Here is a 22258-nt window from a genome sequence, read left to right on the forward strand (position 1 = left end):
TTTAAGTGGGAAACCCGACCCATCACCAGCGATGGCTTCCCGAAAACAGGACGAGCAGAAGAGGTATCGGCTGGAGTTTACAGTAAGGTCTTTTGACTATGCTTGTTGAGTTTTGTCAGTCAACCAGCCCACGTACCTTTGAGTTTAACTTTTCCTATCCCTTTCTTGTCTGTAAACTTGATTGACTTTTTGTCGGGGGATAGTTTCCATCCTGATTGCTTGTACTCAACAGACCTGGAATGCTTCTTGAATTTTGGGTATCCTTTTTTTCCTGGGACTTTCTTCTTGCAATTGTCGAAGAACCGCTTAATAGCACGCTCTACATTCTCAACAGAGGCTTGACAAGCATGGCTGTTAAGATTCTTGACAAATTCAAATTCGTCCCTTAGTTGAGTGTTGTAGCGATAGAGTTCTTTCTTCCCTACTCCGCGATTGTCCATCCAGTACCGAAGCACTTTGTTCCTGACAAAGCGAGCAGTTCTAATAGCTTCATTGATTGCCCACTCTTGAGGCTTTTTCAACACAGCCTTGAACTCCATAACTAACACTTCAGTATCACCTCCTTGTCTTCTATCTTTACTTAATATTGTAGTCGGTTAGCTGAGATAAAAGTTCCCGAGCAGTTAGGGAATAAATTCCTGCTCGGGCTAACCCCATAAATAGAATTTAGGGGCTTGCGCCCTCAGGGTTTTCGGTCAGTTGGTCCTGTGTCACATTTTCCGTTCCGAAAAAATCCCGTCATCGGAGATGTGCAGCACACCTTAAGTGTTCCGCCAAGAACGTTTTTGGCATTGTTCATGATCCGGTAGTTAACTCTAATTACTACAATAATCTTGCTTATGTGTTGTGCTAGGATGGTGTTTGGAAAGCTGTCAAACACATCGATGGTGATGAAGGTTGAAGCTTTACGTCTACGGTTTTGTAACCAGCTGTCATCAATAAATTAGTCACCACTAATTGCGCCCTTTGATTAGCTTGCTCTAGCACACCTTGCTGACAAGCAGTAGCCTGAATTTTTCGGAGGGTTTCCTGTTGAGCTAGCATCTGTAATTGAGGGGCAACATCGGGTCCAAGACCCAAAAATCCTCGGTTGTAGTCGTAGACCTGGGAACGGGTAACATCAATCTTGCTATCCAGTAATTGAGGCGCTGGTAACTGCACTTGGATCGAGTCATTGCTGACTTTGACATCATCGACGCTTAATTTCCCTAAATCAACCCCAGCTCGCACTTCCCCATAAGCAATGTAGAGTAATGTCGTTGACGCTAAGCGATATTGTCCTAAGTTTCTATCTTGACGAGTTGGAACAACTGCCTCCATGCTAAACACAGCAGTGGTCAATTCACTAACATTACGAACTTTATTAACCACAACGTTTCTCACATCCACCTCTGGTTCTGGCTGTGATAAGTTTAATTGTGATAAGTCGAATAGACCATTAACTTGTTCAAACAAGCGGGAGCTAGTGCGCCACATCACCACTCCTAAAATTAGGGTCGTGAGTATCATGCCCCCTGTGCTCATCAAAATCAAACCTCTAGGTATACTAGAGATAATGCTGAGTAACTGATGCTTTCGATGCTGACTCTTCATTTTTGTTTACCTTAAAATTTAATTATTAACAGTTATTTATTCCTAATTTATGCTATTGTTTAATAACAATGAAATGCTATTTGGTGTCAAAAATCTATTTTAAAATTATCAAAGCGATATATAGCAATTTCTAGCCTAATGAGGTAGACAATTTTTTTTGCCCTATTCCCTATTCCCTATTCCCTATTCCCTATTCCCTATTCCCTATTCCCTATTCCCTATTCCCTATTCCCTATTCCCCATTCCCTATTAAAAACCGCTATACTTGTGCTTATCTACCTCAACCCAACGTCTGGTTTCATGGGACTCATGGGTTAAATCCATTAACATCTGGGAGTACACTCCTTCTTTGAGAGATAGTGTGGTAACGCTACCATTGTCAATGGCTTTTACCCAATAGTCAACCACCCGGATAAATGGCGCTAAACGACCATCGAGATAGGTTTCAGCAAATGCTAGTCGCTGGGGAATTTCTACTTCCATCAGGGATTGACCGGCGGTGGCTGCCCACAGGCGAAATCCATGAACGTAGTCTTTGAGATTGTTGCTGCCCAAGACTAAGGTACCGCGATCGCCATAAACCTCTACAAAGTGACCTCGCCCTTGATAGGTTACCGAACTAATACTGAGCTGACAAGGGGTACCATCTGCCAATTCCAGTAATAACAGACAGGTGTCATCAGCATCTACTGGCTTAAGTAAATTGCTAGCATTGGGGTCTGGCCGTGCTGGAATTGCGGTACTCAGTTGAGCACACAACCGCTGCACTGGTCCAAATAGCCAATGAATATAATCAAAAGCATGAGAGCCTACTGCGCCTAGTGCTCCGCCACCCTTATCCTTTTGAGCATACCAGTTCCAGGGGCGTTCAGGATTAGCTCGGCTAGAGACTAACCAGTCAATTTTAATCAGACGCTTTTTACCCACATAGTCTTTTTCGAGATATTCCGCTAACAGCTGCCATGAGGGGATAAAGCGGAATTCAAAATCAGGTATAGCGACAACACCCTTTTCTGTAGCGAGTTGGTAAAGCTCCTGGGTTTCCGCTGCCCTTAAGGTCATGGGTTTCTCTAGTAGCAGATGTTTCCCTGCTTCTAGAACCATTTTCGCCATTTCGTAGTGCAGAAACGGGGGAGTACAGATGCTAACCGCTTCTACTTCCGGTAAAGCTAGGATGTCTTCTATGCGATCGCATCCATGGGGAATATCATATTGGTTTGCGATCGCATTTGCCTGATCCGGGTCGCGGTGATAGACAGCCACCACTTCCGTTCGGGAATGAGCGTTAAAGCCAGGGATATGGATTTTTTGTCCAAATCCAGTTCCAACTACCGCCACACCAATTGTCGGTAGCTGTTCAGTTGCACCTGTTGCAGAAAACTCAGCCATTGTAGACTATCTCGTGACTTATATTAGGGACTTATCGTAAAAATCGCAGGGTAAACGGATAACGGTAATGCCTACCATATTGAGCAGCGATTGAGGCCATAGTCACCAGCAGTGAATCAATGATTCCCAGGATACTAGCTATACACCATAACCAGAATTCTATGAGTTTAAACAGCTCCAACCAAGAGTCAGGGTCAAAATCTTTTATTGCACCAATTAGGATGAAAAACGCCCAGGCAAAGGCAGTAAATATGGTCAGGATAATGGTAGCGTAAAGGGTAATCGAGATTTGAAAATTAATAGATTCTTTACCGTGAACCTTTACAAAGCGGTATTTATTTCTCTTGTTTAACCAGATCATCAACGGGCCTGCCAGGTTAGCCAAAGGGATAGGTAGACCCATAATCAATAGGGGAATCCATAGCAGGGAGGATAGATGACACAGCATCCCCCAGATTCGAGCTTTCCTATCGTTCCGTGGCACTGTTACTTGATCCATAAAACTGACCCAAAACCGACATTACATCCCATGACTTTGCTCAAGAGTCTGGTTAAGCCATTATATTGTTTCACCGCCGTTGTTTTTAACTGCTTCAACCCAGGTAATTACCTGTTTAGCCAGATGAGTACCATCTAAGCGGTCAATTTCCCGGATGCCAGTAGGACTGGTGACATTAACTTCGGTGAGGTAGCCGCCGATAACGTCTATGCCTACAAAATATAAGCCATCTTGCTGCAGTTTTGGCTTGAGCAGGGAACAGATTTCTTCCTCTCGGGGAGTAATTTCCGTAGCCGCTACTCGACCACCCACAGCCATGTTACCCCGAAATTCCTTACCTGTGGGAATGCGATTTACTGCTCCAATCGGTTCACCATTCAAGAGGATAATCCGCTTATCTCCATCTTTCGCCGCAGGCAGATAAGCCTGAACCATCACTGGCTCACTACCCTGTTTAGTGCTAATTTCCACCAAGGAGTTAAAATTGCGATCGCTTGGCTGTAGAAATATAATCCCCTCACCAGCTTTGCCTCCCAGAGGTTTCAGTACTGCTGTCTCTTTTTCCTCAACGAATTGCCGAATTACCGATTTCTCCTGACTGACAATAGTCTGTGGAATCACCTCGTGAAACTGGAGGGCATACATTTTTTCGTTAGCTGTCCTGATGCCAGTTGGTGAATTAATCACCAAGGTTTTATCTGGATTGATGTAGTCCAAGATATAGGTCGCATACAGGTAAGGTATGGTAACAGGCGGGTCTGTCCGCATCCAGACAGCATCCATCTCCTCTAGAGGTTTCAACAGAGCCTTACCAGTCTGGTACCATTGCTCACTGACGACCCAATGCCCGTCATCGAGTTTGGCTGGAGTTAGTTGCACAGGTTCTAGAAGCCCCCAAGCCTGACCCTGAATAACACTCAATTGTTGAGCCTGAGTGACCCAAACCTGATGACCTAATTCCTGTGCGGCTTCCATCAGCGCCACACTAGTATCGTGACCGGGATCAAGTTTCGGGAGAGGGTCTATGATAAACGCAAATTTCACGGTTGAATTCCCCTGTCAGGCAATTACCCTATGCTACAGCAATCCTATTTGATTCGGTAACATACTGATCAAGATCTTGAACGGGGAAATAGAAACAGTAATATACCAATACCCAAGAGCGATCCTACAGACTAGATTGTCAATCACCTAGTGGTTAGCTTGCCTTGAGCAGGTTGTCTAACTCACCCTGAAATTCCAGAGTGTGAAGCTCATCACAGCCACCGATATGCTGGTCATTGATAAAAATCTGTGGTAATGAGCGTGCTCCATTTGCCCTTTGAGCCATCTTCTCTCGTGCCTGGTTATCACCATCAATACAGTATTCAGTAAATTCAACTCCCTTCTGGTTTAGTAGACCTTTAGCACGGATACAGAAGGGGCAACTGCTCCAGGTGTAGATTTCAACGTTTGCGCTCATAAGTTGGCGGTAGCGTGTTAAGTAATATTTCTTAAATTTTAACGTGGGGTTTACCTTGGCGCACCAGCTCACTCACGTAAACCTAATCCCAAATAATAGACTGCCCAGCTCCTGATTGACTCAAGGCTGGGCTGTCTATTAGTTATAAGCGTTTGTTATATCTAGGGTCTTTATATAAGCTGACCCCATTTAAAAGGTTGGTCATATATAGGGTCTTTATATAAGCTGACCCTCTTTCCAACTGTTCTCTATTGTGTCAGACAAATTTTGGTTTAGTAATTTTTATAATATTTTCTTTATATTTCAGTTTATGTTGATTTGTCAGGTTTGTTGAAGTTTTGTTGCATGGTGGTCAGGGAAACCCCTAAGGCTTGAGAGAACCACACTTCTAAATCACGCATTGGGTATAAAGACTTGCTCATCGCTGGGTCCCGTATTGGCTCTACAAGAATGGTGAACATTCCCAGTCGATTCCCAGCTAAGACATCAGTGAATAAGCGATCGCCTACCATTGCCACTTGGTCTATAGGTAGGTTCATCGCATCTACAGCTATTTTCAGCTTGCGTCGCGAAGGTTTGCGAGCTCCGTATATGTAAGGCAAATCGAGGGAGGAAGCAATACGGCTAATGCGATGTTCACTGAGGTTATTACTGACCAGCCACAGGGAAACCATCGCTCTAGTTTGCTCTACCCACCGTTCAATTTCCTGAGAAACACGGGATTTCGTCACTGGTATTAAAGTCTGGTCAACATCCAAAACTAGACCTGACAGCTGATATTGCTGGAGAATATCTGGTGTCAGGTCTAAGATGGAGCCACCAAGGATTAAGTCAGGTTGTAACTTTGAGACCCAAGACATATTTAGTTAACTGATAAATTGAAAGTCGGTAACTCCTAGGGCGTAACTTTCCCCCGCACGGTCGGTAGCTGAGTAGGTCAATACCCAGTTTTTTGAGACCCTTATCCCCTAATATTAACATTGTCGAAAATTCATCCCCGACCTAAGAGGACGGGGTATTCTTTTCTCTCAACCTCCCCAGTAGATAAAGCTTTTGTGATCACTGGTTGTTGTAGTTTATTGTTTGGCTCGCCGTTCTCTACGGATGGCATTTTTAGCTGCTTCGTGTTCTGTTAGGGTTTTGCTAAAAACATGAGTGCCATCGTAACGAGCCACAAAAAACAGGTATTCGGTGTCTTCGGGATCAAGGGTTGCTTTCAAACTCCCTATTCCAGGACTGGCAATCGGGGTCGGCGGTAATCCTGGGTTGAGATAGGTATTGTAAGGGGAGGGTTGCCGCACTTGCTTGTAGGTTAGGGGCTGATCAGCAGTTTGTCGAATCCCCAATCCATATTCAACGGTGGGATCCGTTTCTAATCTCATCCCTCGCCGCAACCGTTCCGTAAAGACACCAGCAATGCGATCGCGTTCTTCAGCAACTACCGCTTCCTTCTCGACAATGCTCCCTAATGTTACCCAATCATTGATACTAAGCTGGGTTTTGTCCTGACCTTTTTGGTATACTGGTAAAGCTACCTGTTCAAATCGATTAAGCATTTGTTGGATGACTGTTTGTGGCGAGATGCCATCACTGGGTAACTTATAGGTATCTGGGTATAAATAACCTTCTAGATGAGGTAGCTCACTGGGCAACCAAGGATACTTATCCCAGGGGATTTTGCTACTAGCAGCGATAAAGTCATCAGCCGAGAAAAATCCTAGAGATTCAAAATAAGCTGCCATTTGCTGAATCGACCACCCTTCCGGTATGGTGAAAGACAGCTGCATCACCTTCCCTTTCCAAATGGTTTCGGCGATTTTGGTCAGGGGTTGAGTTGGTGATAGTTCGTAAGTTCCAGCTTTAAACTCACCATCTCGGTCTACCAGCTGCCGCCAATGAGTCCACAGTTTCCAAGCATCGGCTGAGCGAATTAAACCAGAAGCTTCCAGATCTCTGCCTATTTGCTGACCTGGGGTTCCTGGGGGAATCTCGATTTTTACGAGGGTTGGAGCGACATCTTCGGCAGATTGTGCTTTAACGGGTGGGGATACCACCCAACTCCACCACTCCCAACCCTGCCATGCACAAATACCAAGGGTCGCTGGCAATAGAACGAAATAAAAAAACCTATTGGAGATGCTTTTGAGAGTTTTCATACTCTAATACACCAAAACATTAGTTTCCCCTGAATCGTTTAAGGGGTCAACCCGAGTTCAAGTCTCCTACTCGAGATCATCGAATAGCAGTTCTTCGAGCATTGGCTGAACTTGTTTAATTTCCTGTGTAGACAGTAACTCGGGTTGACCAGATTGGTTCGAGCGAGCAAAAAACAGGAGTGGCTCTACAGGCGTATAGATTCCATACTCTTGTTCTTTGTAATAAAAGCTCGCTAGCTCCTGTAGTTCCTCTGCTTCCATCGGAACATTATCGTCTTCAATTTCCAGGGTGAGAATGTCGTCTTCGTCCACTGGTGGCAACTCACCAGCAACAGTTAAGGTAAAAGCGGTGCGCTTGAGCTGAAGATTTTGCTCTGCCAGAACAGCTTGGGCGTCAGGGAATATCAAGTCAAGCTCAGCTTCATCTTCAACTAGAGAGGCATCAGCTAAGTCTTCATCATCATCCTCATCCCAAGCAACAATTTCTATGGGTGAGTCCACAGGTAACAGCAGAAGGTATTCACAACCCTCCAGCTCTAGGGAATGCTCAATGTAACATTCGAGAGTTTTACCGTTAGCGTCCTTCAGCGTAATGTCCCCTTTTGGAGATTCCCCATTTTCTTGGGGGGATTGAGATGAAAACATGGCACTTAATGTGTCTATTAGTGGTCAAGTGGTCGTGGAAAGAAATCCAACCTCCCTTTTGACAGTACGCTTTGACAGTACGCGACAGTACGCGACAGTAAGCTCAAGTGTAGACTGCTTCCCATCAGGATAGCACCAAAACCAACGAGGATAGTTCCAGCAGTTGTCTTTGAATGGGTTTGTCTATACTATTTCTACAATGATCGGCTTTCTATGAGCATAAGCATTAGTTAACTATGGTATAGCTAAAAATTGCACATTCTTCAATCATAGCGAACGCGCCCCGCGTGACCTACGGTCAATCAGTTGTAAAAAAGTGTTGTTAGCAACCTATAAGTATAACTAATCAGTGGGACTTGACATTAGCATAAAAATGTGTTTGTCTAGGAAATCAGCTCAGCCAAAATGTTTTAGTGCCATGGGTTGCACCTCAAGTAGCGTGACCTACGGTCAATGCTCTTAAGGCCAAAGGCCACGCTACGCGAACAGAGTCGCTATCGGATGCTCTTAAGGCCAAAGGCCACGCTACGCGAACAGAGCCGCTACGGGAACGCATAATTAGCACTAGCAACCCCCTATCTTATAGCAGGAGTCCTCAATTTTGTAACAAATTATACTTAATTTCCCCGTAAACGGCTAGAGCTGTGATCCTGAGCAAGTATGAATTAGTAACTATAAACTATAAAGGATTAAAATCTAAGGGTGTTATTCTTAACAATACTCAGCACTATATTCAAGTTAATTAACAGAACTAACGACCCATAATTCGCTGCCGTCCAATTCTCAAGTACTCCCAAACTGGAAATTGATAAAATTCCATCACCAACCAGACAACGATTGCCAGATGGCATAAAAACGTTAACCCTACCCAAGCAGCTGGAAGCCAAGATACAGGACTATCTGGGGCAGGGGGAAACATATAAACGGCTGCCCCAATTAAGGTCGTTGGACAAACTACAAATGCCAAGGCTAATAACCAATTCACCCATCCCCATTCAACCCCCTCTAGATGCGCCCCTGTCCACTTTTTGCCATTCCAGTGCCAGGTCATTGGGGGCTGCCGATCGGTTATTTTGAGGATTTGCCTTTCGAGATCAGCAGTGAAAATGTGGCGGCACTCGTGACAGGCAAAAGCTTCCATTAACGATAAATTTTGAATCTGACCGACACGACAGACTGGGCAGGGGTAGACTCCCTGATAGTTCAAAGCCTTATACTTCACATTCACAGGTTGGGATGATTGTTTGGACATTTGTAGTCAGTCTAATCCTTTATTTTATCTCTTGGCAATCACCCAAACGGCATGGATAATACCTGGAATGTAACCCAATAGGGTTAAAAGAATATTTATCCAAAAGGGCCAGCCAATACCCACTTGCAAAAATACTCCCAGTGGTGGCACTAAAATAGCGCATAATAATTGTCCGAATTACATCCATTCTTGTATACCTTTGGTGTTTGTTAGGACAAGGCTGATTGGCTGAAGCACTGCTTTTGCCTACTCACTTCCATTGTGCCAAATTATTCTAGTCTTAGAGCCGGGTTACAGGAGCTATAATTCCTCCCTAGTCTGTGTTCGGTTAGGGCAGAGTCCCTAGTAAACAGTTTAATCCTGATATTGATTAGCAGTCACCCATACAGCATGGAGTATGGCAGGCACTACACCATATTTGGGAAAACCAAGTTGAGTGCCTACAATGAAACCCAATACCATTAACAGAATATTAAGCCAAAAGGACTTGCCAAAACTCACTTGCAAGAACACACCGAGTGGTGGAAGGAAAATGGCACAGATGATCCGGATGAAATACATTATTGTTGTACCTCGATTACTGCTCTTAGTTAATTCCCTGGTAATTTCCTCTGAATCCGGAATTTCCTAGCTAAGATGCCAGCAATGGAGATTAGTTCCCCCTTTGTAAGGGTTATGACACCTATGAATGACTGCCAGTTCCTAGCTCTGTCTCTAAGGTCAGGGAAAAACATGCTGCTAGGCCACAAGCCTTTAAAACCAGGCAGTTCCTAGTCAGTAATAGGTAATCTCTAATTGCTAATGGTGATTACTCAAGGGTCTATTACCGATTAGCTATACCTATTACCCATGATCGAAAAAACCTTCCAAAAATCTTTTCGCCCTTAGGAGCAGTTATTTACAATGTCTTATCAACAAGAGAAACAGGTTGCGATTGAGGCAGCCTTAGCCGCTGCCAAAATTTGTGAGCAAGTCCGGAGTGAACGGGTGACTGAAGCTATGGAAAAAAGTGACAAAAGCCCTGTCACTGTTGCCGATTATGGTTCCCAGGCAGTGATTTGCCGCTTACTTGGCCAAGCTTTTCCTAATGTTCCAGTAGTGGGTGAAGAAGATGCTGCTGATTTGGTGGAACCAACCATGGCGAATCAGTTGGCACAGGTAACTAGTTATGTGCAATCTGTAACTAATGATGCTACTCCTGAGGCAGTGGTTAGTTGGATTAATCGAGGGAATGGTGAGATTGGACCTCGCTACTGGACCTTAGACCCGATTGATGGCACCAAAGGGTTTCTGCGTAATGATCAATATGCTGTCGCCTTGGCTTTGGTAGAACAAGGTGAAGTGAAAGTAGGAGTGCTAGCTTGCCCAGCGTTACCCGTCAACCTAGCACAACCAGATGGGGAACGGGGTGTCCTATTTGTGGCAGTACGGGGTCAGGGAGCAACCATGGTACCTATTAGTGGTGGGGAACCCCAATCGATTCAAGTGACTGATGCTGGTAATACAGCAGAACTCCGGTTCGTCGAAAGCGTGGAATCTGGTCATGGTGACCATTCTCGCCAAGATTTTGTAGCTAAAGCGGTGGGAATTACTGCAGATTCCCTGCGGATGGATTCTCAGGCTAAGTATGGTGCGGTTGCCTCTGGTCACGCAGCCCTTTACCTACGTTTACCTTCCTCGAAGTATCCCAACTACCGTGAGAAAATTTGGGACCATGCTGCAGGCACTATTGTTGTGGAGGAAGCTGGTGGGCTTGTTACAGATATGCATGGTAAGCCTCTGAACTTTTCGATCGGTTCTAAGCTAGTTGAAAATCAGGGTGTGGTTGTCAGCAATGGTGTAATCCATGAGACGGTGTTGGCAGCACTGCGGGATACAGCCAAATAGAGACAGCTAAAGCACAGGGCAGATCAGAACCTGGGGCAAGGATCCGGCAAGGGAAGAGTTTTTCTCTTGCCCAAGCATCCCTGGGCGTAAACGCGCGGGGAGTTTCATTCACACTTATGAGTTTATTAAGTAATTAACCATTGCGCAACACCAGGGTAAAAATATCCCATCCAATATCCCCAGTCTAATGATTGGCTGACTGGAGCAGGTATCATTTCTCCTCGAAAATCCAGCAGCTGGACAATAATTAAGTAAGCGATCGCTAGCAATATCGATATAGCTCCAGTTATAATAGCGACTATTTTTCCGCGTTCCATAAGTCTTCTATCAAATCACAGCACGGTTGTTACAGAGCTTTCTATTCCCAAAATCTAATCCTACTATGGACGTGCATCACCAGGAGGCTCTATGAAACGGTCACGTTTGAAATTCTCCCGCTACTATCCTTTATGGCGCCAGCAATTGCGTCAGCGTACCAGACGACAAATCCTACTAGCGTCTAGTGTGGGATTGAGCCTACTGCTGATCTCGATCACCATTTTAGTGTTGATTGATCGCAAGAACCCGCTAGGATTAACGAATTGGGTAGTGTTGCTGCCCCAGCAAATCATGGGGCGCAGAAATCCCAAGGACACTACAGTCCTAAAACTAGCATCCCAATCCCCCGAGGAGCGGATGGCACAACTCGAAGCGATCGCAATTGGACCAAAATCCCTCAATCGTGGCCGTGCTCGTTACCTATTGGCGGTTGATGCCATAGCTGGGCAGCAGGGCAGGGAGGCACTGCGTTGGTTAGATAAGTTAGAGTGGGAATATCCAGTAATAGCCGGACATATTGTGCTCAAACGAGCACAGGCTTACCAACTCACTGGGGACAAAGCTCAAGCCCAAGAAGCTTGGCAGGAGTTGCTCCAACGCTATGGTAATCAGCCAGTGGCAGCTGAAGCGTTGTATGCCTTCTTGTCAGATGATTCACCCTACCGCAAACCAGAACAGGAATCTATTGCTCCGAAATATGCCAGAATCACCTCGACTTCTGAGCAGCCGTGGTTAGCAAAAATACAGCAGATGTATGACTTCTCTGCCGAAGAGGCAAAATACTGGGAACGAGCACTGAAAAAATATCCTTCTCATCCTCGCATCATTGAATTAATCCAGCAAAAGCTCAAGGATCAGCCCAATCAACCTGAACTGATGCTGTTATTAGCCAGGTATACCTTTGACCAACCAGGGGTTACCCTAGTGCTAGATCAACTAGTGAGTAACTACGGCAAATCTGTCGATGGTAAAAATCGTGCTATAATCCAGCCGGAAGATTGGGAAGCGATCGCATTAGCCTATTGGAAAGACCGCAAATATGCTCAAGCCAGTGCTGCTTATGCCAATGCTAAACCAACACCTAAGCATACTTACCTAGGGGCTAGAGGACTTCAGTATGCTCAAAAGCCCAAAGCAGCGAAAGTGGCTTATAAAAAGATGGTTGAGGAATTTCCCAATGCCAAGGAAACTGCCTTGGCTTATCTCCAACTAGCTGCACTAGAACCACCCATTGACAAGATACCGTATTTCGACCAAGTTATCGATCGCTTTCCCGACCGAGCTGCTGAGGCACTTTTGGCCAAAGCCAAAACTCTCGAACAACTCAATAGTCCCAACGCTGCTGAACAAGCCTATCAATTATTAATCCATAAGTATAGCAATTCTGAGGCGGCAGCGGACTATCGCTGGCAGATGGCTAAAGAGGCTGCACAAAATGGAGACATCCTAACCGCTTGGCATAACGTTCAGCCTATCCTTAAGGATAATCCCCACAGTCTGATCGCCCGTAGAGCAGGGTTTTGGTCGGGAAAATGGGCAACTCAGCTAGGACGGAAGCAGGAAGCCGAAGCAGCGTTTAAGCAGGTGATTACCAACCATATTCAATCTTACTATGCTTGGCGCTCAGCGGTACAGTTGGGTTGGGATGTGGGAGACTTTAGCACACTGCGCCAGTCATCCCTTACTGTAAACTGGCCAACGGTGCGACCCGAGTTACCTGTGGGCTCAGCAGCTTTGAAGGAATTGTATCAGCTTGGTCAAGACCAGGATGCTTGGAGCCTATGGCAAGGGGAATTTCAAACTCGCCTCAAGCCCACTGTGCCACAACAGTTTACTGATGGCTTGTTCAGGCTGGCGATGGGAGAATACCTCAAAGGAATTTCCCTGGTAGAGACCCTCGAAGACCGAGAAACATCCCAAGAACAGGAGCAGTATCAGAAAATCAGGAAAAAACCGGCTTACTGGCAAGCCCTCTATCCCTTTCCCTATATAGAGGTGATCGAAACTGAGTCAAAACAACGTAACATTAATCCTCTACTGGTTATATCCTTAATGCGTCAAGAGTCTCGATTTGAGCCAAACATTACATCAGTTGCTGGTGCCATGGGCTTAATGCAAATGTTACCCAGTACTGCAGCTTGGGTAGGGAAATCCATCAATTTCAACGACTATAAATTAGCGGAACCCAACGATAATATTAAACTAGGAACCTGGTTTCTCGCCCATAGCCATCGCGTGTATGAGGATAACTCCGCATTCGCCATTGCTAGTTACAATGCTGGTCAAGGTAATGTAGGGAAATGGCTAAAGGGAAATGAACCCATTGATTTAGATGAATTTGTGGAAACTATACCCTTTAGTGAAACCAGAAACTATGTCAAGCAAGTTTTGGGTAATTACTGGAATTACTTACGCTTATACAATCCTGAGGTTGGTCAGGAGTTAGTAGACTTTTTTGCTCAAGAGTGATCCAGCAAGACTGACCTTGACACTCCCCGGTCTAAAGACGCGGGGATTCTTCTCTCAACGACTCGGCTTGCTGAACCTGATTCGCCGTAGGCGACGCTTCGCGAACGGAATCAAGAACAGTAGAGGCCAAATCTCCTGAAGCGTTCGGATTAATAATCCAAGTTCCGACGTGCCCCGTCGTACTTATGGCTCGATTTCGGATATTGATGGCAGCGTTATGGTCTCTGTCAAGTTCACATCCACATTCACAGACGTGAGTCCTGGTAGATAGTGATTTCTTGACGACCTCGCCGCATTCAGAGCAATTTTGACTGGTATAGGCGGGATTTACTGCAACAGTTATCCTGCCAAATTTAGTCCCAAAATGTTCTAACCATTTCCTAAATTGATACCAACCAGCATCATTAATAGACTTAGCGAGACAGTGATTTTTCACTAAATTTTTAACTCTTAAATTTTCGTAGGCGACCAGGTCGTTAAACCGGATTACGCAACGTGCAAGTCTCTTTGCATGTTCCTCACGCTGCCTACTTATTTTAAGGTGCTGTCTACCTAGCCTATTGACCGCTTTTCTTCGATTGGATGAGCCTTTCTTTTTCCGGGAAACCCGGCGTTGATAAAACTTTAAGCGCTTTTCCCCTTTTCTATAAAATCGGGGATTAGGTTCGGAATGACCATTGGAATCTGTATAGAACTCTTTGAGTCCTACATCTAGTCCAATCATCTCACCGGTGTGCTCTATTTCCTCTTTCACGTTAACTGCAACGCAAAATTGGACATAGTACCCATCGGCTCGCTTTACTATCCTAACCCGATTAATTTGCTTTTTGTCGAAGCGCCATAAATCCCAGGTGCCTTTGAGTTTAAGCTTTCCAATCCCCTTTTTGTCCGTGAACGTTATCGATTTATTATCAGGGGATAATTTCCATCCTGATTTCTTGTATTCGACTGACCGAGCACGTCTTTGGAATTTTGGAAAACCCTTTTTCCCTGGGACTTTTTTCTTGCAGTTATCGTAGAAGCGAACAATCGATGACCATGCCCTCTCAGACGCAGCCTGACGAGCAGTAGAGTTTAACTCATTAGCAAAAGGGAACTCCTTAGCAAGGATTTTGGAATACCTGCTAAGGTCACTTTTCGAGGTTCCTTTATTGTCCAACCACAAACTAAGGCAGCTATTTCGGATGAATTTAACAGTCCGGATTGCCTCATCTATAGCTGAATATTGGGACTCTCTACCTTTGGCTTTAAACTCTAATATAATCACCGAATATCGACCTATTTTGAGATATTTTTATAATAACACACTAGTATAAAAGTGTAAAATACTAGTCAAGATTTTTTCACGGCGGCTAAAGACCCCTGCGTTCACGAAGTGTCGGCTACGGCGAGCCTTCATCCCCGCTCGCTTTGTGACGGGGCTTTCGGCTTTCGGGGATTTTTGTAAACATTCAGCCAGGCTCTACCCGATTAGCTATCAGGAATTTTATTCAAAATAGATACAAACGTCCCCAAAATAGGGAATAAATAAATATAGATTATATCCCTCATTTCTTAGCAACAGGATGGAGCAATCTACTCTCACTTTACCCCCCCAACTCACCACCTCTGAACCAATCCCAGTTGTTCAGACCTCCCAACTGCGCAAAGTTTACCGCACCGGCTTCTGGCTCAATCAAAAAATTGAATCCCTGAAAAATTGCTCCCTAACCGTCTATCAGGGAGAAACCTTTGGATTACTCGGTCCAAATGGAGCCGGGAAAACTACCCTGTTAAAAACCTTACTAGGAATTGTCCGTCCTACTGGCGGAGAAGGATGGTTACTGGGACATCCCCTTGGTAATGTTAAGGTCAAGCAGCGCATCGGTTACTTACCAGAAAACCCCTACTTCTATGACTATCTCACCGGCTGGGAATTTTTGCACTTTACCGCTGGACTATTTCAAATTCCCCATCAGGTAAAACGTAAACGTATTCCTAGGCTGTTAGAACTCGTAGGATTGTCCCAATCAGCAGCACGAAAGAAACAACTACGTCAGTATTCTAAAGGGATGCTCCAGCGCATCGGTATGGCCCAGGCTCTGATTAATAACCCAGAAGTAGTATTTCTCGATGAACCCATGTCCGGTCTTGACCCGATGGGACGCTACCAAATCCGAGAGATTATTATGTCTCTGAAAGCTCAAGGCAAGACTATTTTCTTCAACAGCCATGTCTTGTCAGATGTGGAGAAAATATGCGATCGCATCGCGATTCTCGCTAATGGGGAATTAATTTGTATGGGAGCGTTAGATGAACTTTTGGGTACCGATAACACCTACCGAGTTAAAGGCAAAGGTGGGAATATAGACATTATTAAACGGTGGCTGATGGAATTGGAATTTGAGGATGACTGCTGGTACGGTCAATTACGAGGGGAACCCCAAGAGTTTATAGCTTCTCTGAGACTGATGGATGCCCAATTGATGAGTATGACTTTAAATCGTCCTTCATTGGAAGAGTTTTTTATGAAGCAGTTGAATAATCCATCTGAGTAGGGAGTCGGGAGTAGGGAGTCGGGAGTCGGGAGTCGGGAGTCGGGAGTCGGGATCCAGCAGAATCCCTGAGACGGGCCGTTTGATATAATCGTTTAATGTTTGATAATACTTGCAAGTTCCTCGCTGAGAGCTTTTCCGAGGATTTTGCCTCCTGGTTACTTGGTGAAGCCATCACCATGACCCAACTCAGTCCATCTGAACTGTCCCTTGAACCCATTCGAGCGGATGCTTTGATTTTGCTGAATTCTGATGATTTTGTCCTTCACGTCGAGTTTCAGACTCAACCTGACTCAACTATGGCCTTCAGAATGGCAGATTACCGCCTGAGAGTTTTCCGCCGTTTTCCAAATAAGCAGATGCGCCAAGTGGTCATTTACTTGACCCGTTCAACTTCTGAACTCGTTGATCAGACAGCGTTTGAGATTCCTGGTACTCGTCACGAATTTGAGGTGATTCGGCTATGGGAACAATCGACTCAGCCGTTTCTGGAATCGACGGGGTTATTGCCCTTGGCTGTGCTGACACAAACCCCCGACGCTGCTCAAACCTTGCGTCAGGTGGCTGCAAGAGTTGAGACGATTCCAGAAATGAGGATACAGAGCAATGTGGCTGCGTCCGCTGGGATTCTAGCAGGGCTATTATTAAAGAGGGACTTGATTAACCAGGTTTTACGCAGAGATATCATGGAGCAGTCTGTAATTTATCAAGACATTAAGGATGAAGGCCGTCACGAAGGGGAACAATCTCTAATCCTCCGCCAACTCTTGCGTCGCATTGGCGAAGTGTCCCCAGAAATGCGATCGCAGGTTCAAGCCTTATCCCTCCCTCAGCTTGAAGCTTTGGGGGAAGCGTTGTTGGACTTTACGAAACCCGACGATTTGGATGAATGGATGCGTTCACTATCTGTTGCTGATAGTAAATCGAACTCGTAAGTTTAGCTTTGGGTGCGTCAGCCCTACGGGCATAACTGCGCTGACCGCACTACTTCTCAACTAAGATTAACGAGAATGCGATCGCCTTTGGCCACGCTTTGCGATCGCTGGTGACAACAGAATCATTGATTGTCAAGGTCTTTTTTTGCTCTAATTTCTTGAATGTCTTGCCAAAAATCAGATCTTGTCACATTTTTTAGAGACTGTTGAGGTTCTTGAGTATAATCACCAAAACCCAATCCTACATCTTGTAAAAAACGAATTGCATCAACTTGCGCTAATTCCTTAACTAAGGCATAATAGCCTTTTTGTCTTAATTCAATTGGTGTCATTTAAGATTCAGCCATTACTGCCCCTTGGTTTAATCATACCTCGAAGGGAATTGTAATCAATAGCTTAAGTTTAGCATTCGATCCCCATTTCATCGATGTCGAGTGATTCCCTTCAAAGTTGAAAGAGGCGTACGCATTTATGTAACGTCAGTTTTGGTTAAGCGTACGCACTTCTTTCCCAACAGTTTTTGGAGAGCGATCGCATCGCACTGCTTCAGGAAAGTCCCCATCCAGCAGAATCCCTGAGACGGGCCGTTTGATATAATAGTTCCATGTTCGATAATACTTGCAAGTTCCTCGCTGAGAGCTTTTCCGAGGATTTTGCCTCCTGGTTACTTGGTGAAGCCATCACCATGACCCAACTCAGTCCATCTGAACTGTCCCTTGAACCCATTCGAGCGGATGCTTTGATTTTGCTGAATTCTGATGATTTTGTCCTTCACGTCGAGTTTCAGACTCAACCTGACTCAACTATGGCCTTCAGAATGGCAGATTACCGCCTAAGAGTTTTCCGCCGTTTTCCAAATAAGCAGATGCGCCAAGTGGTCATTTACTTGACCCGTTCGACTTCTGAACTCGTTGATCAGACAGCGTTTGAGATTCCTGGTACTCGTCACGAATTTGAGGTCATTCGGCTATGGGAACAATCGACTCAGCCGTTTCTGGAATCGACGGGGTTATTGCCCTTGGCTATACTGACACAAACCCCCGACGCTGCTCAAACCTTGCGTCAGGTGGCTGCAAGAGTTGAGACGATTGCAGAAATTAGGATACAGAGCAATGTGGCTGCGTGCGCTGGGATTCTAGCAGGGCTATTATTAAAGAGGGACTTGATTAACCAGGTTTTACGCACAGATATCATGCAGCAGTCTGTAATTTATCAAGACATTAAGGATGAAGGCCGTCACGAAGGGGAACAATCTCTTATACTCCGCCTTCTCGCACGTCGCATCGGCGAAGTGTCCCCAGAAATGCGAGCGCAGGTTCAAGCCTTATCCCTCCCTCAGCTTGAAGCTTTGGGGGAAGCGTTGTTGGACTTTACGAAACCCGACGATTTGGATGAATGGATGCGTTCACTATCTGTTGCTGATAGCAAATCCGACTCGTAAGTTTAGCTTTGGGTGCGATTGGCCTACGGCCACGCTACGCTCCGGAAGCGTTTCGGCAAAGCCGACGCTACGCGAACGCAAAGCGTGGCCAAAGGCCTCAGCTTCCGCTAAAAGCGATCAGCCCTACAGAAATAGCTACGTTTAGCACACTACTTCTCAACCAAGATCAACTAAGTTAGCGTACGCTTCTTTTTCATGCTGCTCCCGCTAAGTGTTGATGGAAATAATATTAGCTAAAGCTCGCAGTGCATCATTAATTGATTTTTGATCTGGAAACATTTCAGCAACATCGTTATCTAACTTAACAATGTTGCTACCTTCCCTATATCTCTGAGCATATTTACCGCGTATGCCTTTGCTGAAATCGTATTCATCTAGCAGATCCTGATCTTGTTGATTCTTAATAGTCATTGTTCTCCTCGTATTTCCTTTTCTCTGGTGATGTAGCCAAACGAGCACGCTTTAAGCCTGATCGATTACTATTGACTTAAAGTCGGGTTTGCCGGATTATGGTTATTTGGAATTATGGAAGTCATCAAGCTAGGAAAAAAAGGTCAAGTCTCTATTCCCAAAGCAATTCTCAAGCGTCTAGGGTTAGAGGGTGAAACTATGCTACTGGTAGAGACTACTGCTGATGGTGGAATTATACTGCGTCCTGCGGGAGTGTATCCGATTGAGATGTATACAGAGGAACGGATTGAGGAGTTTTTATCAGGCGATCGCTTAACGAACGAAGAAGCCGAACAGCTAATGGGCCAACTTAAAGATGCTGAGTAGGAAAGATACATGCGCGTGTTCCTGGATGCCAATGTAATCTTTGCAGCCGCTATTAGTCCTGATGGTCGCTGTAACGTTTTGTTTGAGTTAGCTTCTGCTGGGTATTGTGCTTTGCTAACATCGCCTCACGCCTTGGAAGAAACACGGCGTAACATTACAGCTAAGTATCCCGAAGCTTTGACACGATTGGAAAGGTATTTAATCCTCAAACTAATTATTGTTGGAGAAGCACCGGTTTCACGAGTTAATTGGGCCATGGAGATGGGGCTACCTTGGAAAGATGCTCCTATTTTAGCGACAGCAGTAGAGAATAGGGCAGACCTTTTGGTAACGGGTGATAAGAAGCATTTTGGTTCGTTTTACGGTCAGATATTAGAGACAGTAACGGTGGTGGATCTACGAGACGCGATCGCACTACTTCTCAATCAAGATTAACGAGAGTGCGTTCGCGTAGCGTGACATGCAGGTCACGCTACGCGAACGCAAATTATTAGACAATTAAAAAGATCAGCCAATTGCAAAAAACACAATCGTGGCTACCAAAACTTTTACATCAAGGTAACTACTTGTTAATATTGTCGCAGAGATGGCGATCGCTCTCCTCAATATTGGGGTTATTCTCCAAATAGTCACGCACCCAATTGCAACCGCGTAGGAGCAAATAATCCAGGTTTAAATTCCACAGAATCACCTTTCCGTTACGACTAGTCCAGACAAGGCTATTGCCATCAGGACTGAAATCTACTATAATCTGTTCGTGATCTGTATACCCTTTCAGGGTACTCAGCAAAGCGCCGTTTCTTTCCCAGAGTTTTACCGTACCATCCCTACTAGCGGAGGCAATCATCTGCCCATCGGGGCTAAAGGCTACGCTATTGACGTCATCATCATGTCCTTGGAGGTCGCGCACAAAGGTTCCGTCTGGCTTCAAGAGACTGAGTTTAGGCTCACTACTTCCTAAGGCAATCATCTGACCATCGGGGCTGAACGCTACGCTTTTAACGTCATGTCCATATGCTGGCAGGGTGGTTACAAGGGTGCCGTCTAGCTTCTGAAGCAAACCTGGAACACTCCCAGCGGAAGCAATCATCTGACTATCCGGGCTAAATACTATATAAGTAGCATCAGGACCAAAGTCTTTGAGATTATGTATAAAGCTACCGTCTGGCTTCCAGAGCTTGATAACACCACTCCCCGCTGAAGCAATCATTTCGCCATTAGGGCTGAACACTACACTATCGACAGAATCGCTATGTCCTTTGAGGGTGCGTATTAAAGTCCCGTCTGGTTTCCACAGCTTTACCATTTTGTCGCTACTCGCCGAGGCAATCATTTCGCCATTAGGGCTGAACACTACACTATTGACAGAATCGCTATGTCCTTTGAGGGTGCGTATTAAAGTCCCGTCCGGTTTCCACAGCTTTATGGTTTTGTCCCGGCCTGCTGAGGCAATCATTTCGTCATTAGGGCTGAATGCTACGCTATTGACAGTATCCCTATGTGCTTTGATAATACCTTCTTTAGTGTTGTCCAGCTTCCAAAGTTTGACAGTACTGTCTGTGCTTGCCGAGGCCAGGGTCTTACTATCTGGGCTGAATGCTAGTCTGTGGACAGAACCGCTATGTCCATAGAGGGTGCGCTCCAAGGTGCCGTCCGTTTTCCAGAGTTTTACCGTTTTGTCCCAGCTTGCTGAGGCAATCATTTCGCCGTTAGGGCTGAATGCTACACTAGTGACATAATCGTTATGTCCTTTGAGGGTACCTATTAAAGTCCCATCTGGTTTCCACAGCTTTACCGTGTTGTCCTGGCTTGCTGAGGCGAGGGTGTTGCTATCTGGGCTGAATGCTAGGCTGTAGACAGAACCGCTATGTCCATAGAGGGTGCGTATTAAAGTCCCGTCTAGTTTCCACAGCTTTACCGTGTTGTCGCTACTCCCCGAAGCAATCATTTCGCCATTAGGACTGAACACTACACTATCGACATGTTCGCTATGTCCTTTGAGGGTGCGTATTAAGGTTCCATCTGGTTTCCAAAGTTGTACTTTTCCGTCAGCACGAGCCACGGCAATTCTCTTTTGATCGGGGCTGAATACTACACTCCGAACAACCTGAACATAAGGCCTTTCGTTCCCAGGCCGAAAGCCAGCATCTTTGAGAGTTTGTAGCAAGGTGCCATCAAGCCTCCTGATTTCGATATTGTCCCAATTGTCCGAACTTAACGACCAGGTAAGAAACTTACCCTCTTGGGTAGTGAAAACCCTTCCCCGCTGTTTTGAGTTGGCTTCTAAGATACCATTTCTGTTCCAAACTTTGACTGTACTATCTCCACTCGTGGCAGCAATCCGCTCACCATTAGGACTGAAAACTACGCTCATCACCCGACTGCTATGTTCTTCCAATCGGTTGCTTTCTCTTATACCATGCACCGCCTGTAGTAGTGTTCCTCTTACTTGATTTTGTAGCTGATTTTTTGGCTTGAATAACAGCAAAAGTGGTTGCTGTAGTGACTTTGCTGCCCTTAAACTATCGACCAAGGCTTGTAACTGGTTCGAGGGCAAGTTGGCTTCTGAGGCTTCTTGAGAAGCCCTAACTTGACCTATCAGCGCCTCCCTTTGAGCAATGAAAGATAAAATGGTCAACCCGCTCAATCCCAGCATTACGCCCAATGCAATTCCCCAATTCCTTTGGGTATTTCGCCGTCTTCGCTTAATACTTTGTTGTATAAATTCCGCTTCTACTTGGTTTAACCAATTGTTATTAGGAGATTTGAGTACTTCTTGATTTAATACATCTAAATAGGGGTTAGCATTCCAAAGAAACTTTGCTTGTTGCTGATTATTCCACTCTAAGGCGGATGGAGTTAAACGACGTTGTAATTCTAGATTTTTCTCTTGTTGAACCC

The 22258-nt window shown here is 45.2% G+C and carries 25 protein-coding genes and 2 pseudogenes; 8 read left to right on the top strand and 19 right to left on the bottom strand.

Translation table 11 applies throughout. From position 1 onward, the window contains the following. Positions 1 to 119: 119 nt before the first annotated feature. The 13 genes and pseudogenes from F6K51_RS27745 to F6K51_RS38635 form a co-directional block, all read right to left on the bottom strand. Complete coding sequence (locus F6K51_RS27745; protein ID WP_293026237.1) at positions 120 to 539, bottom strand: transposase; 420 nt, start codon at positions 537 to 539, stop codon at positions 120 to 122. Between the two features lie 143 nt (positions 540 to 682). Beyond that, positions 683 to 799 carry a DUF2237 family protein gene (locus F6K51_RS27750; protein ID WP_364300532.1) on the bottom strand — a complete coding sequence of 39 codons (117 nt, stop codon included), beginning with the start codon at positions 797 to 799 and terminating at the stop codon, positions 683 to 685. A gap of 50 nt (positions 800 to 849) precedes the next feature. Next, positions 850 to 1593 carry a DUF4230 domain-containing protein gene (locus F6K51_RS27755; RefSeq protein ID WP_293026197.1) on the bottom strand — a complete coding sequence of 248 codons (744 nt, stop codon included), beginning with the start codon at positions 1591 to 1593 and terminating at the stop codon, positions 850 to 852. Positions 1594 to 1842: 249 nt separating this feature from the next. After that, a complete protein-coding gene (locus F6K51_RS27760; protein ID WP_293026199.1) occupies positions 1843 to 2982 on the bottom strand; it encodes a Gfo/Idh/MocA family oxidoreductase in 1140 nt (379 codons plus the stop codon). A 31-nt stretch (positions 2983 to 3013) separates the two neighbouring features. Further along, positions 3014 to 3481 carry a DUF4870 domain-containing protein gene (locus F6K51_RS27765; protein ID WP_293026201.1) on the bottom strand — a complete coding sequence of 156 codons (468 nt, stop codon included), beginning with the start codon at positions 3479 to 3481 and terminating at the stop codon, positions 3014 to 3016. Positions 3482 to 3541: 60 nt separating this feature from the next. Then, positions 3542 to 4525: a glutathione synthase gene (gene gshB, locus F6K51_RS27770; protein ID WP_293026203.1), complete on the bottom strand. Its 984-nt coding sequence runs from the start codon at positions 4523 to 4525 to the stop codon at positions 3542 to 3544. A 154-nt stretch (positions 4526 to 4679) separates the two neighbouring features. Beyond that, positions 4680 to 4943 (bottom strand): glutaredoxin 3, encoded by a 264-nt coding sequence (gene grxC / locus F6K51_RS27775; protein WP_293026205.1) that lies wholly within the window; start codon positions 4941 to 4943, stop codon positions 4680 to 4682. Between the two features lie 308 nt (positions 4944 to 5251). Further along, positions 5252 to 5803, bottom strand: a complete 552-nt coding sequence (locus tag F6K51_RS27780) for a YqeG family HAD IIIA-type phosphatase (protein WP_293026207.1) — start codon at positions 5801 to 5803, stop codon at positions 5252 to 5254. A 216-nt stretch (positions 5804 to 6019) separates the two neighbouring features. Then, positions 6020 to 7099: an endolytic transglycosylase MltG gene (mltG, locus tag F6K51_RS27785; protein ID WP_293026209.1), complete on the bottom strand. Its 1080-nt coding sequence runs from the start codon at positions 7097 to 7099 to the stop codon at positions 6020 to 6022. A 66-nt stretch (positions 7100 to 7165) separates the two neighbouring features. Beyond that, positions 7166 to 7744 carry a DUF3727 domain-containing protein gene (locus F6K51_RS27790; RefSeq protein WP_293026211.1) on the bottom strand — a complete coding sequence of 193 codons (579 nt, stop codon included), beginning with the start codon at positions 7742 to 7744 and terminating at the stop codon, positions 7166 to 7168. Positions 7745 to 8495: 751 nt separating this feature from the next. Next, complete coding sequence (locus tag F6K51_RS27795) at positions 8496 to 8996, bottom strand: hypothetical protein (RefSeq protein WP_293026213.1); 501 nt, start codon at positions 8994 to 8996, stop codon at positions 8496 to 8498. 24 nt (positions 8997 to 9020) lie between these two features. Then, positions 9021 to 9152, bottom strand: a complete 132-nt coding sequence (locus tag F6K51_RS27800) for a YqaE/Pmp3 family membrane protein (RefSeq protein ID WP_293026238.1) — start codon at positions 9150 to 9152, stop codon at positions 9021 to 9023. 288 nt (positions 9153 to 9440) lie between these two features. Further along, a pseudogene (locus F6K51_RS38635) lies at positions 9441 to 9557 on the bottom strand (YqaE/Pmp3 family membrane protein); the annotation flags it as partial. A gap of 342 nt (positions 9558 to 9899) precedes the next feature. On the opposite strand from F6K51_RS38635, the gene F6K51_RS27810 reads away from it, so the two are divergent. Continuing rightward, positions 9900 to 10883: a 3'(2'),5'-bisphosphate nucleotidase gene (locus F6K51_RS27810; RefSeq protein WP_293026216.1), complete on the top strand. Its 984-nt coding sequence runs from the start codon at positions 9900 to 9902 to the stop codon at positions 10881 to 10883. A 125-nt stretch (positions 10884 to 11008) separates the two neighbouring features. Here F6K51_RS27810 and F6K51_RS27815 read toward each other — a convergent pair whose 3' ends face one another. Next, complete coding sequence (locus F6K51_RS27815; RefSeq protein ID WP_070391769.1) at positions 11009 to 11200, bottom strand: hypothetical protein; 192 nt, start codon at positions 11198 to 11200, stop codon at positions 11009 to 11011. A 91-nt stretch (positions 11201 to 11291) separates the two neighbouring features. Here F6K51_RS27815 and F6K51_RS27820 point away from each other — a divergent pair, with 91 nt between their 5' ends. Beyond that, positions 11292 to 13670: a transglycosylase SLT domain-containing protein gene (locus F6K51_RS27820; RefSeq protein ID WP_293026218.1), complete on the top strand. Its 2379-nt coding sequence runs from the start codon at positions 11292 to 11294 to the stop codon at positions 13668 to 13670. A gap of 31 nt (positions 13671 to 13701) precedes the next feature. Here F6K51_RS27820 and F6K51_RS27825 read toward each other — a convergent pair whose 3' ends face one another. Continuing rightward, positions 13702 to 14937 (bottom strand): transposase, encoded by a 1236-nt coding sequence (locus tag F6K51_RS27825; RefSeq protein ID WP_293026220.1) that lies wholly within the window; start codon positions 14935 to 14937, stop codon positions 13702 to 13704. A gap of 298 nt (positions 14938 to 15235) precedes the next feature. Here F6K51_RS27825 and F6K51_RS27830 point away from each other — a divergent pair, with 298 nt between their 5' ends. Then, positions 15236 to 16207 (top strand): ABC transporter ATP-binding protein, encoded by a 972-nt coding sequence (locus tag F6K51_RS27830; protein WP_293026222.1) that lies wholly within the window; start codon positions 15236 to 15238, stop codon positions 16205 to 16207. Here F6K51_RS27830 and F6K51_RS27835 read toward each other — a convergent pair. After that, complete coding sequence (locus F6K51_RS27835; protein ID WP_293026240.1) at positions 16176 to 16385, bottom strand: hypothetical protein; 210 nt, start codon at positions 16383 to 16385, stop codon at positions 16176 to 16178. The genes F6K51_RS27830 and F6K51_RS27835 overlap by 32 nt on opposite strands. Between F6K51_RS27835 and F6K51_RS27840 the strand changes: the two genes are divergently transcribed. Beyond that, positions 16303 to 17139: an Rpn family recombination-promoting nuclease/putative transposase gene (locus tag F6K51_RS27840; protein ID WP_293026224.1), complete on the top strand. Its 837-nt coding sequence runs from the start codon at positions 16303 to 16305 to the stop codon at positions 17137 to 17139. The two genes, F6K51_RS27835 and F6K51_RS27840, sit on opposite strands and share 83 nt — an antisense overlap. A 122-nt stretch (positions 17140 to 17261) precedes the next feature. Here the strand turns inward: F6K51_RS27840 and F6K51_RS27845 are convergent, their stop codons facing one another. After that, the gene (locus F6K51_RS27845; protein WP_075897592.1) at positions 17262 to 17471 is read right to left on the bottom strand and encodes a hypothetical protein; all 210 of its coding nucleotides are present in this window, start codon (positions 17469 to 17471) and stop codon (positions 17262 to 17264) included. Positions 17472 to 17743: 272 nt separating this feature from the next. Between F6K51_RS27845 and F6K51_RS27850 the strand changes: the two genes are divergently transcribed. Both F6K51_RS27850 and F6K51_RS27855 read left to right on the top strand, forming a co-directional pair. Further along, the gene (locus F6K51_RS27850; RefSeq protein WP_293026227.1) at positions 17744 to 18580 is read left to right on the top strand and encodes an Rpn family recombination-promoting nuclease/putative transposase; all 837 of its coding nucleotides are present in this window, start codon (positions 17744 to 17746) and stop codon (positions 18578 to 18580) included. 8 nt (positions 18581 to 18588) lie between these two features. Beyond that, on the top strand, positions 18589 to 18759 hold the full coding sequence (locus tag F6K51_RS27855; protein ID WP_293026229.1) for a hypothetical protein: 171 nt from the start codon (positions 18589 to 18591) through the stop codon (positions 18757 to 18759). Between the two features lie 28 nt (positions 18760 to 18787). Here F6K51_RS27855 and F6K51_RS27860 read toward each other — a convergent pair whose 3' ends face one another. After that, positions 18788 to 18991 carry a hypothetical protein gene (locus F6K51_RS27860; protein ID WP_293026231.1) on the bottom strand — a complete coding sequence of 68 codons (204 nt, stop codon included), beginning with the start codon at positions 18989 to 18991 and terminating at the stop codon, positions 18788 to 18790. 114 nt (positions 18992 to 19105) lie between these two features. Here F6K51_RS27860 and F6K51_RS27865 point away from each other — a divergent pair, with 114 nt between their 5' ends. Together F6K51_RS27865 and F6K51_RS27870 are read left to right on the top strand one after the other, a co-directional pair. Then, positions 19106 to 19357: an AbrB/MazE/SpoVT family DNA-binding domain-containing protein gene (locus F6K51_RS27865; protein WP_293026233.1), complete on the top strand. Its 252-nt coding sequence runs from the start codon at positions 19106 to 19108 to the stop codon at positions 19355 to 19357. 9 nt (positions 19358 to 19366) lie between these two features. Continuing rightward, the gene (locus F6K51_RS27870; RefSeq protein ID WP_293026235.1) at positions 19367 to 19792 is read left to right on the top strand and encodes a putative toxin-antitoxin system toxin component, PIN family; all 426 of its coding nucleotides are present in this window, start codon (positions 19367 to 19369) and stop codon (positions 19790 to 19792) included. 127 nt (positions 19793 to 19919) lie between these two features. Here F6K51_RS27870 and F6K51_RS27875 read toward each other — a convergent pair. Beyond that, positions 19920 to 22258: pseudogene (locus tag F6K51_RS27875) on the bottom strand (hypothetical protein); the annotation flags it as partial.

It is taken from the genome of Moorena sp. SIO3I8 (assembly GCF_010692325.1).
GTDB lineage: Bacteria > Cyanobacteriota > Cyanobacteriia > Cyanobacteriales > Coleofasciculaceae > Moorena.

Coding starts and splice junctions, on each gene's coding strand:
- F6K51_RS27745 (WP_293026237.1), bottom strand. CDS start 539: ATGGAGTTCAAGGCTGTGTTGAAAAAGCCTCAAGAGTGGGCAATCAAT.
- F6K51_RS27750 (WP_364300532.1), bottom strand. CDS start 799: ATGAACAATGCCAAAAACGTTCTTGGCGGAACACTTAAGGTGTGCTGC.
- F6K51_RS27755 (WP_293026197.1), bottom strand. CDS start 1,593: ATGAAGAGTCAGCATCGAAAGCATCAGTTACTCAGCATTATCTCTAGT.
- F6K51_RS27760 (WP_293026199.1), bottom strand. CDS start 2,982: ATGGCTGAGTTTTCTGCAACAGGTGCAACTGAACAGCTACCGACAATT.
- F6K51_RS27765 (WP_293026201.1), bottom strand. CDS start 3,481: ATGGATCAAGTAACAGTGCCACGGAACGATAGGAAAGCTCGAATCTGG.
- grxC (WP_293026205.1), bottom strand. CDS start 4,943: ATGAGCGCAAACGTTGAAATCTACACCTGGAGCAGTTGCCCCTTCTGT.
- F6K51_RS27780 (WP_293026207.1), bottom strand. CDS start 5,803: ATGTCTTGGGTCTCAAAGTTACAACCTGACTTAATCCTTGGTGGCTCC.
- mltG (WP_293026209.1), bottom strand. CDS start 7,099: ATGAAAACTCTCAAAAGCATCTCCAATAGGTTTTTTTATTTCGTTCTA.
- F6K51_RS27790 (WP_293026211.1), bottom strand. CDS start 7,744: ATGTTTTCATCTCAATCCCCCCAAGAAAATGGGGAATCTCCAAAAGGG.
- F6K51_RS27795 (WP_293026213.1), bottom strand. CDS start 8,996: ATGTCCAAACAATCATCCCAACCTGTGAATGTGAAGTATAAGGCTTTG.
- F6K51_RS27810 (WP_293026216.1), top strand. CDS start 9,900: ATGTCTTATCAACAAGAGAAACAGGTTGCGATTGAGGCAGCCTTAGCC.
- F6K51_RS27815 (WP_070391769.1), bottom strand. CDS start 11,200: ATGGAACGCGGAAAAATAGTCGCTATTATAACTGGAGCTATATCGATA.
- F6K51_RS27820 (WP_293026218.1), top strand. CDS start 11,292: ATGAAACGGTCACGTTTGAAATTCTCCCGCTACTATCCTTTATGGCGC.
- F6K51_RS27830 (WP_293026222.1), top strand. CDS start 15,236: ATGGAGCAATCTACTCTCACTTTACCCCCCCAACTCACCACCTCTGAA.
- F6K51_RS27840 (WP_293026224.1), top strand. CDS start 16,303: ATGTTTGATAATACTTGCAAGTTCCTCGCTGAGAGCTTTTCCGAGGAT.
- F6K51_RS27835 (WP_293026240.1), bottom strand. CDS start 16,385: ATGGTGATGGCTTCACCAAGTAACCAGGAGGCAAAATCCTCGGAAAAG.
- F6K51_RS27845 (WP_075897592.1), bottom strand. CDS start 17,471: ATGACACCAATTGAATTAAGACAAAAAGGCTATTATGCCTTAGTTAAG.
- F6K51_RS27850 (WP_293026227.1), top strand. CDS start 17,744: ATGTTCGATAATACTTGCAAGTTCCTCGCTGAGAGCTTTTCCGAGGAT.
- F6K51_RS27860 (WP_293026231.1), bottom strand. CDS start 18,991: ATGACTATTAAGAATCAACAAGATCAGGATCTGCTAGATGAATACGAT.
- F6K51_RS27865 (WP_293026233.1), top strand. CDS start 19,106: ATGGAAGTCATCAAGCTAGGAAAAAAAGGTCAAGTCTCTATTCCCAAA.
- F6K51_RS27870 (WP_293026235.1), top strand. CDS start 19,367: ATGCGCGTGTTCCTGGATGCCAATGTAATCTTTGCAGCCGCTATTAGT.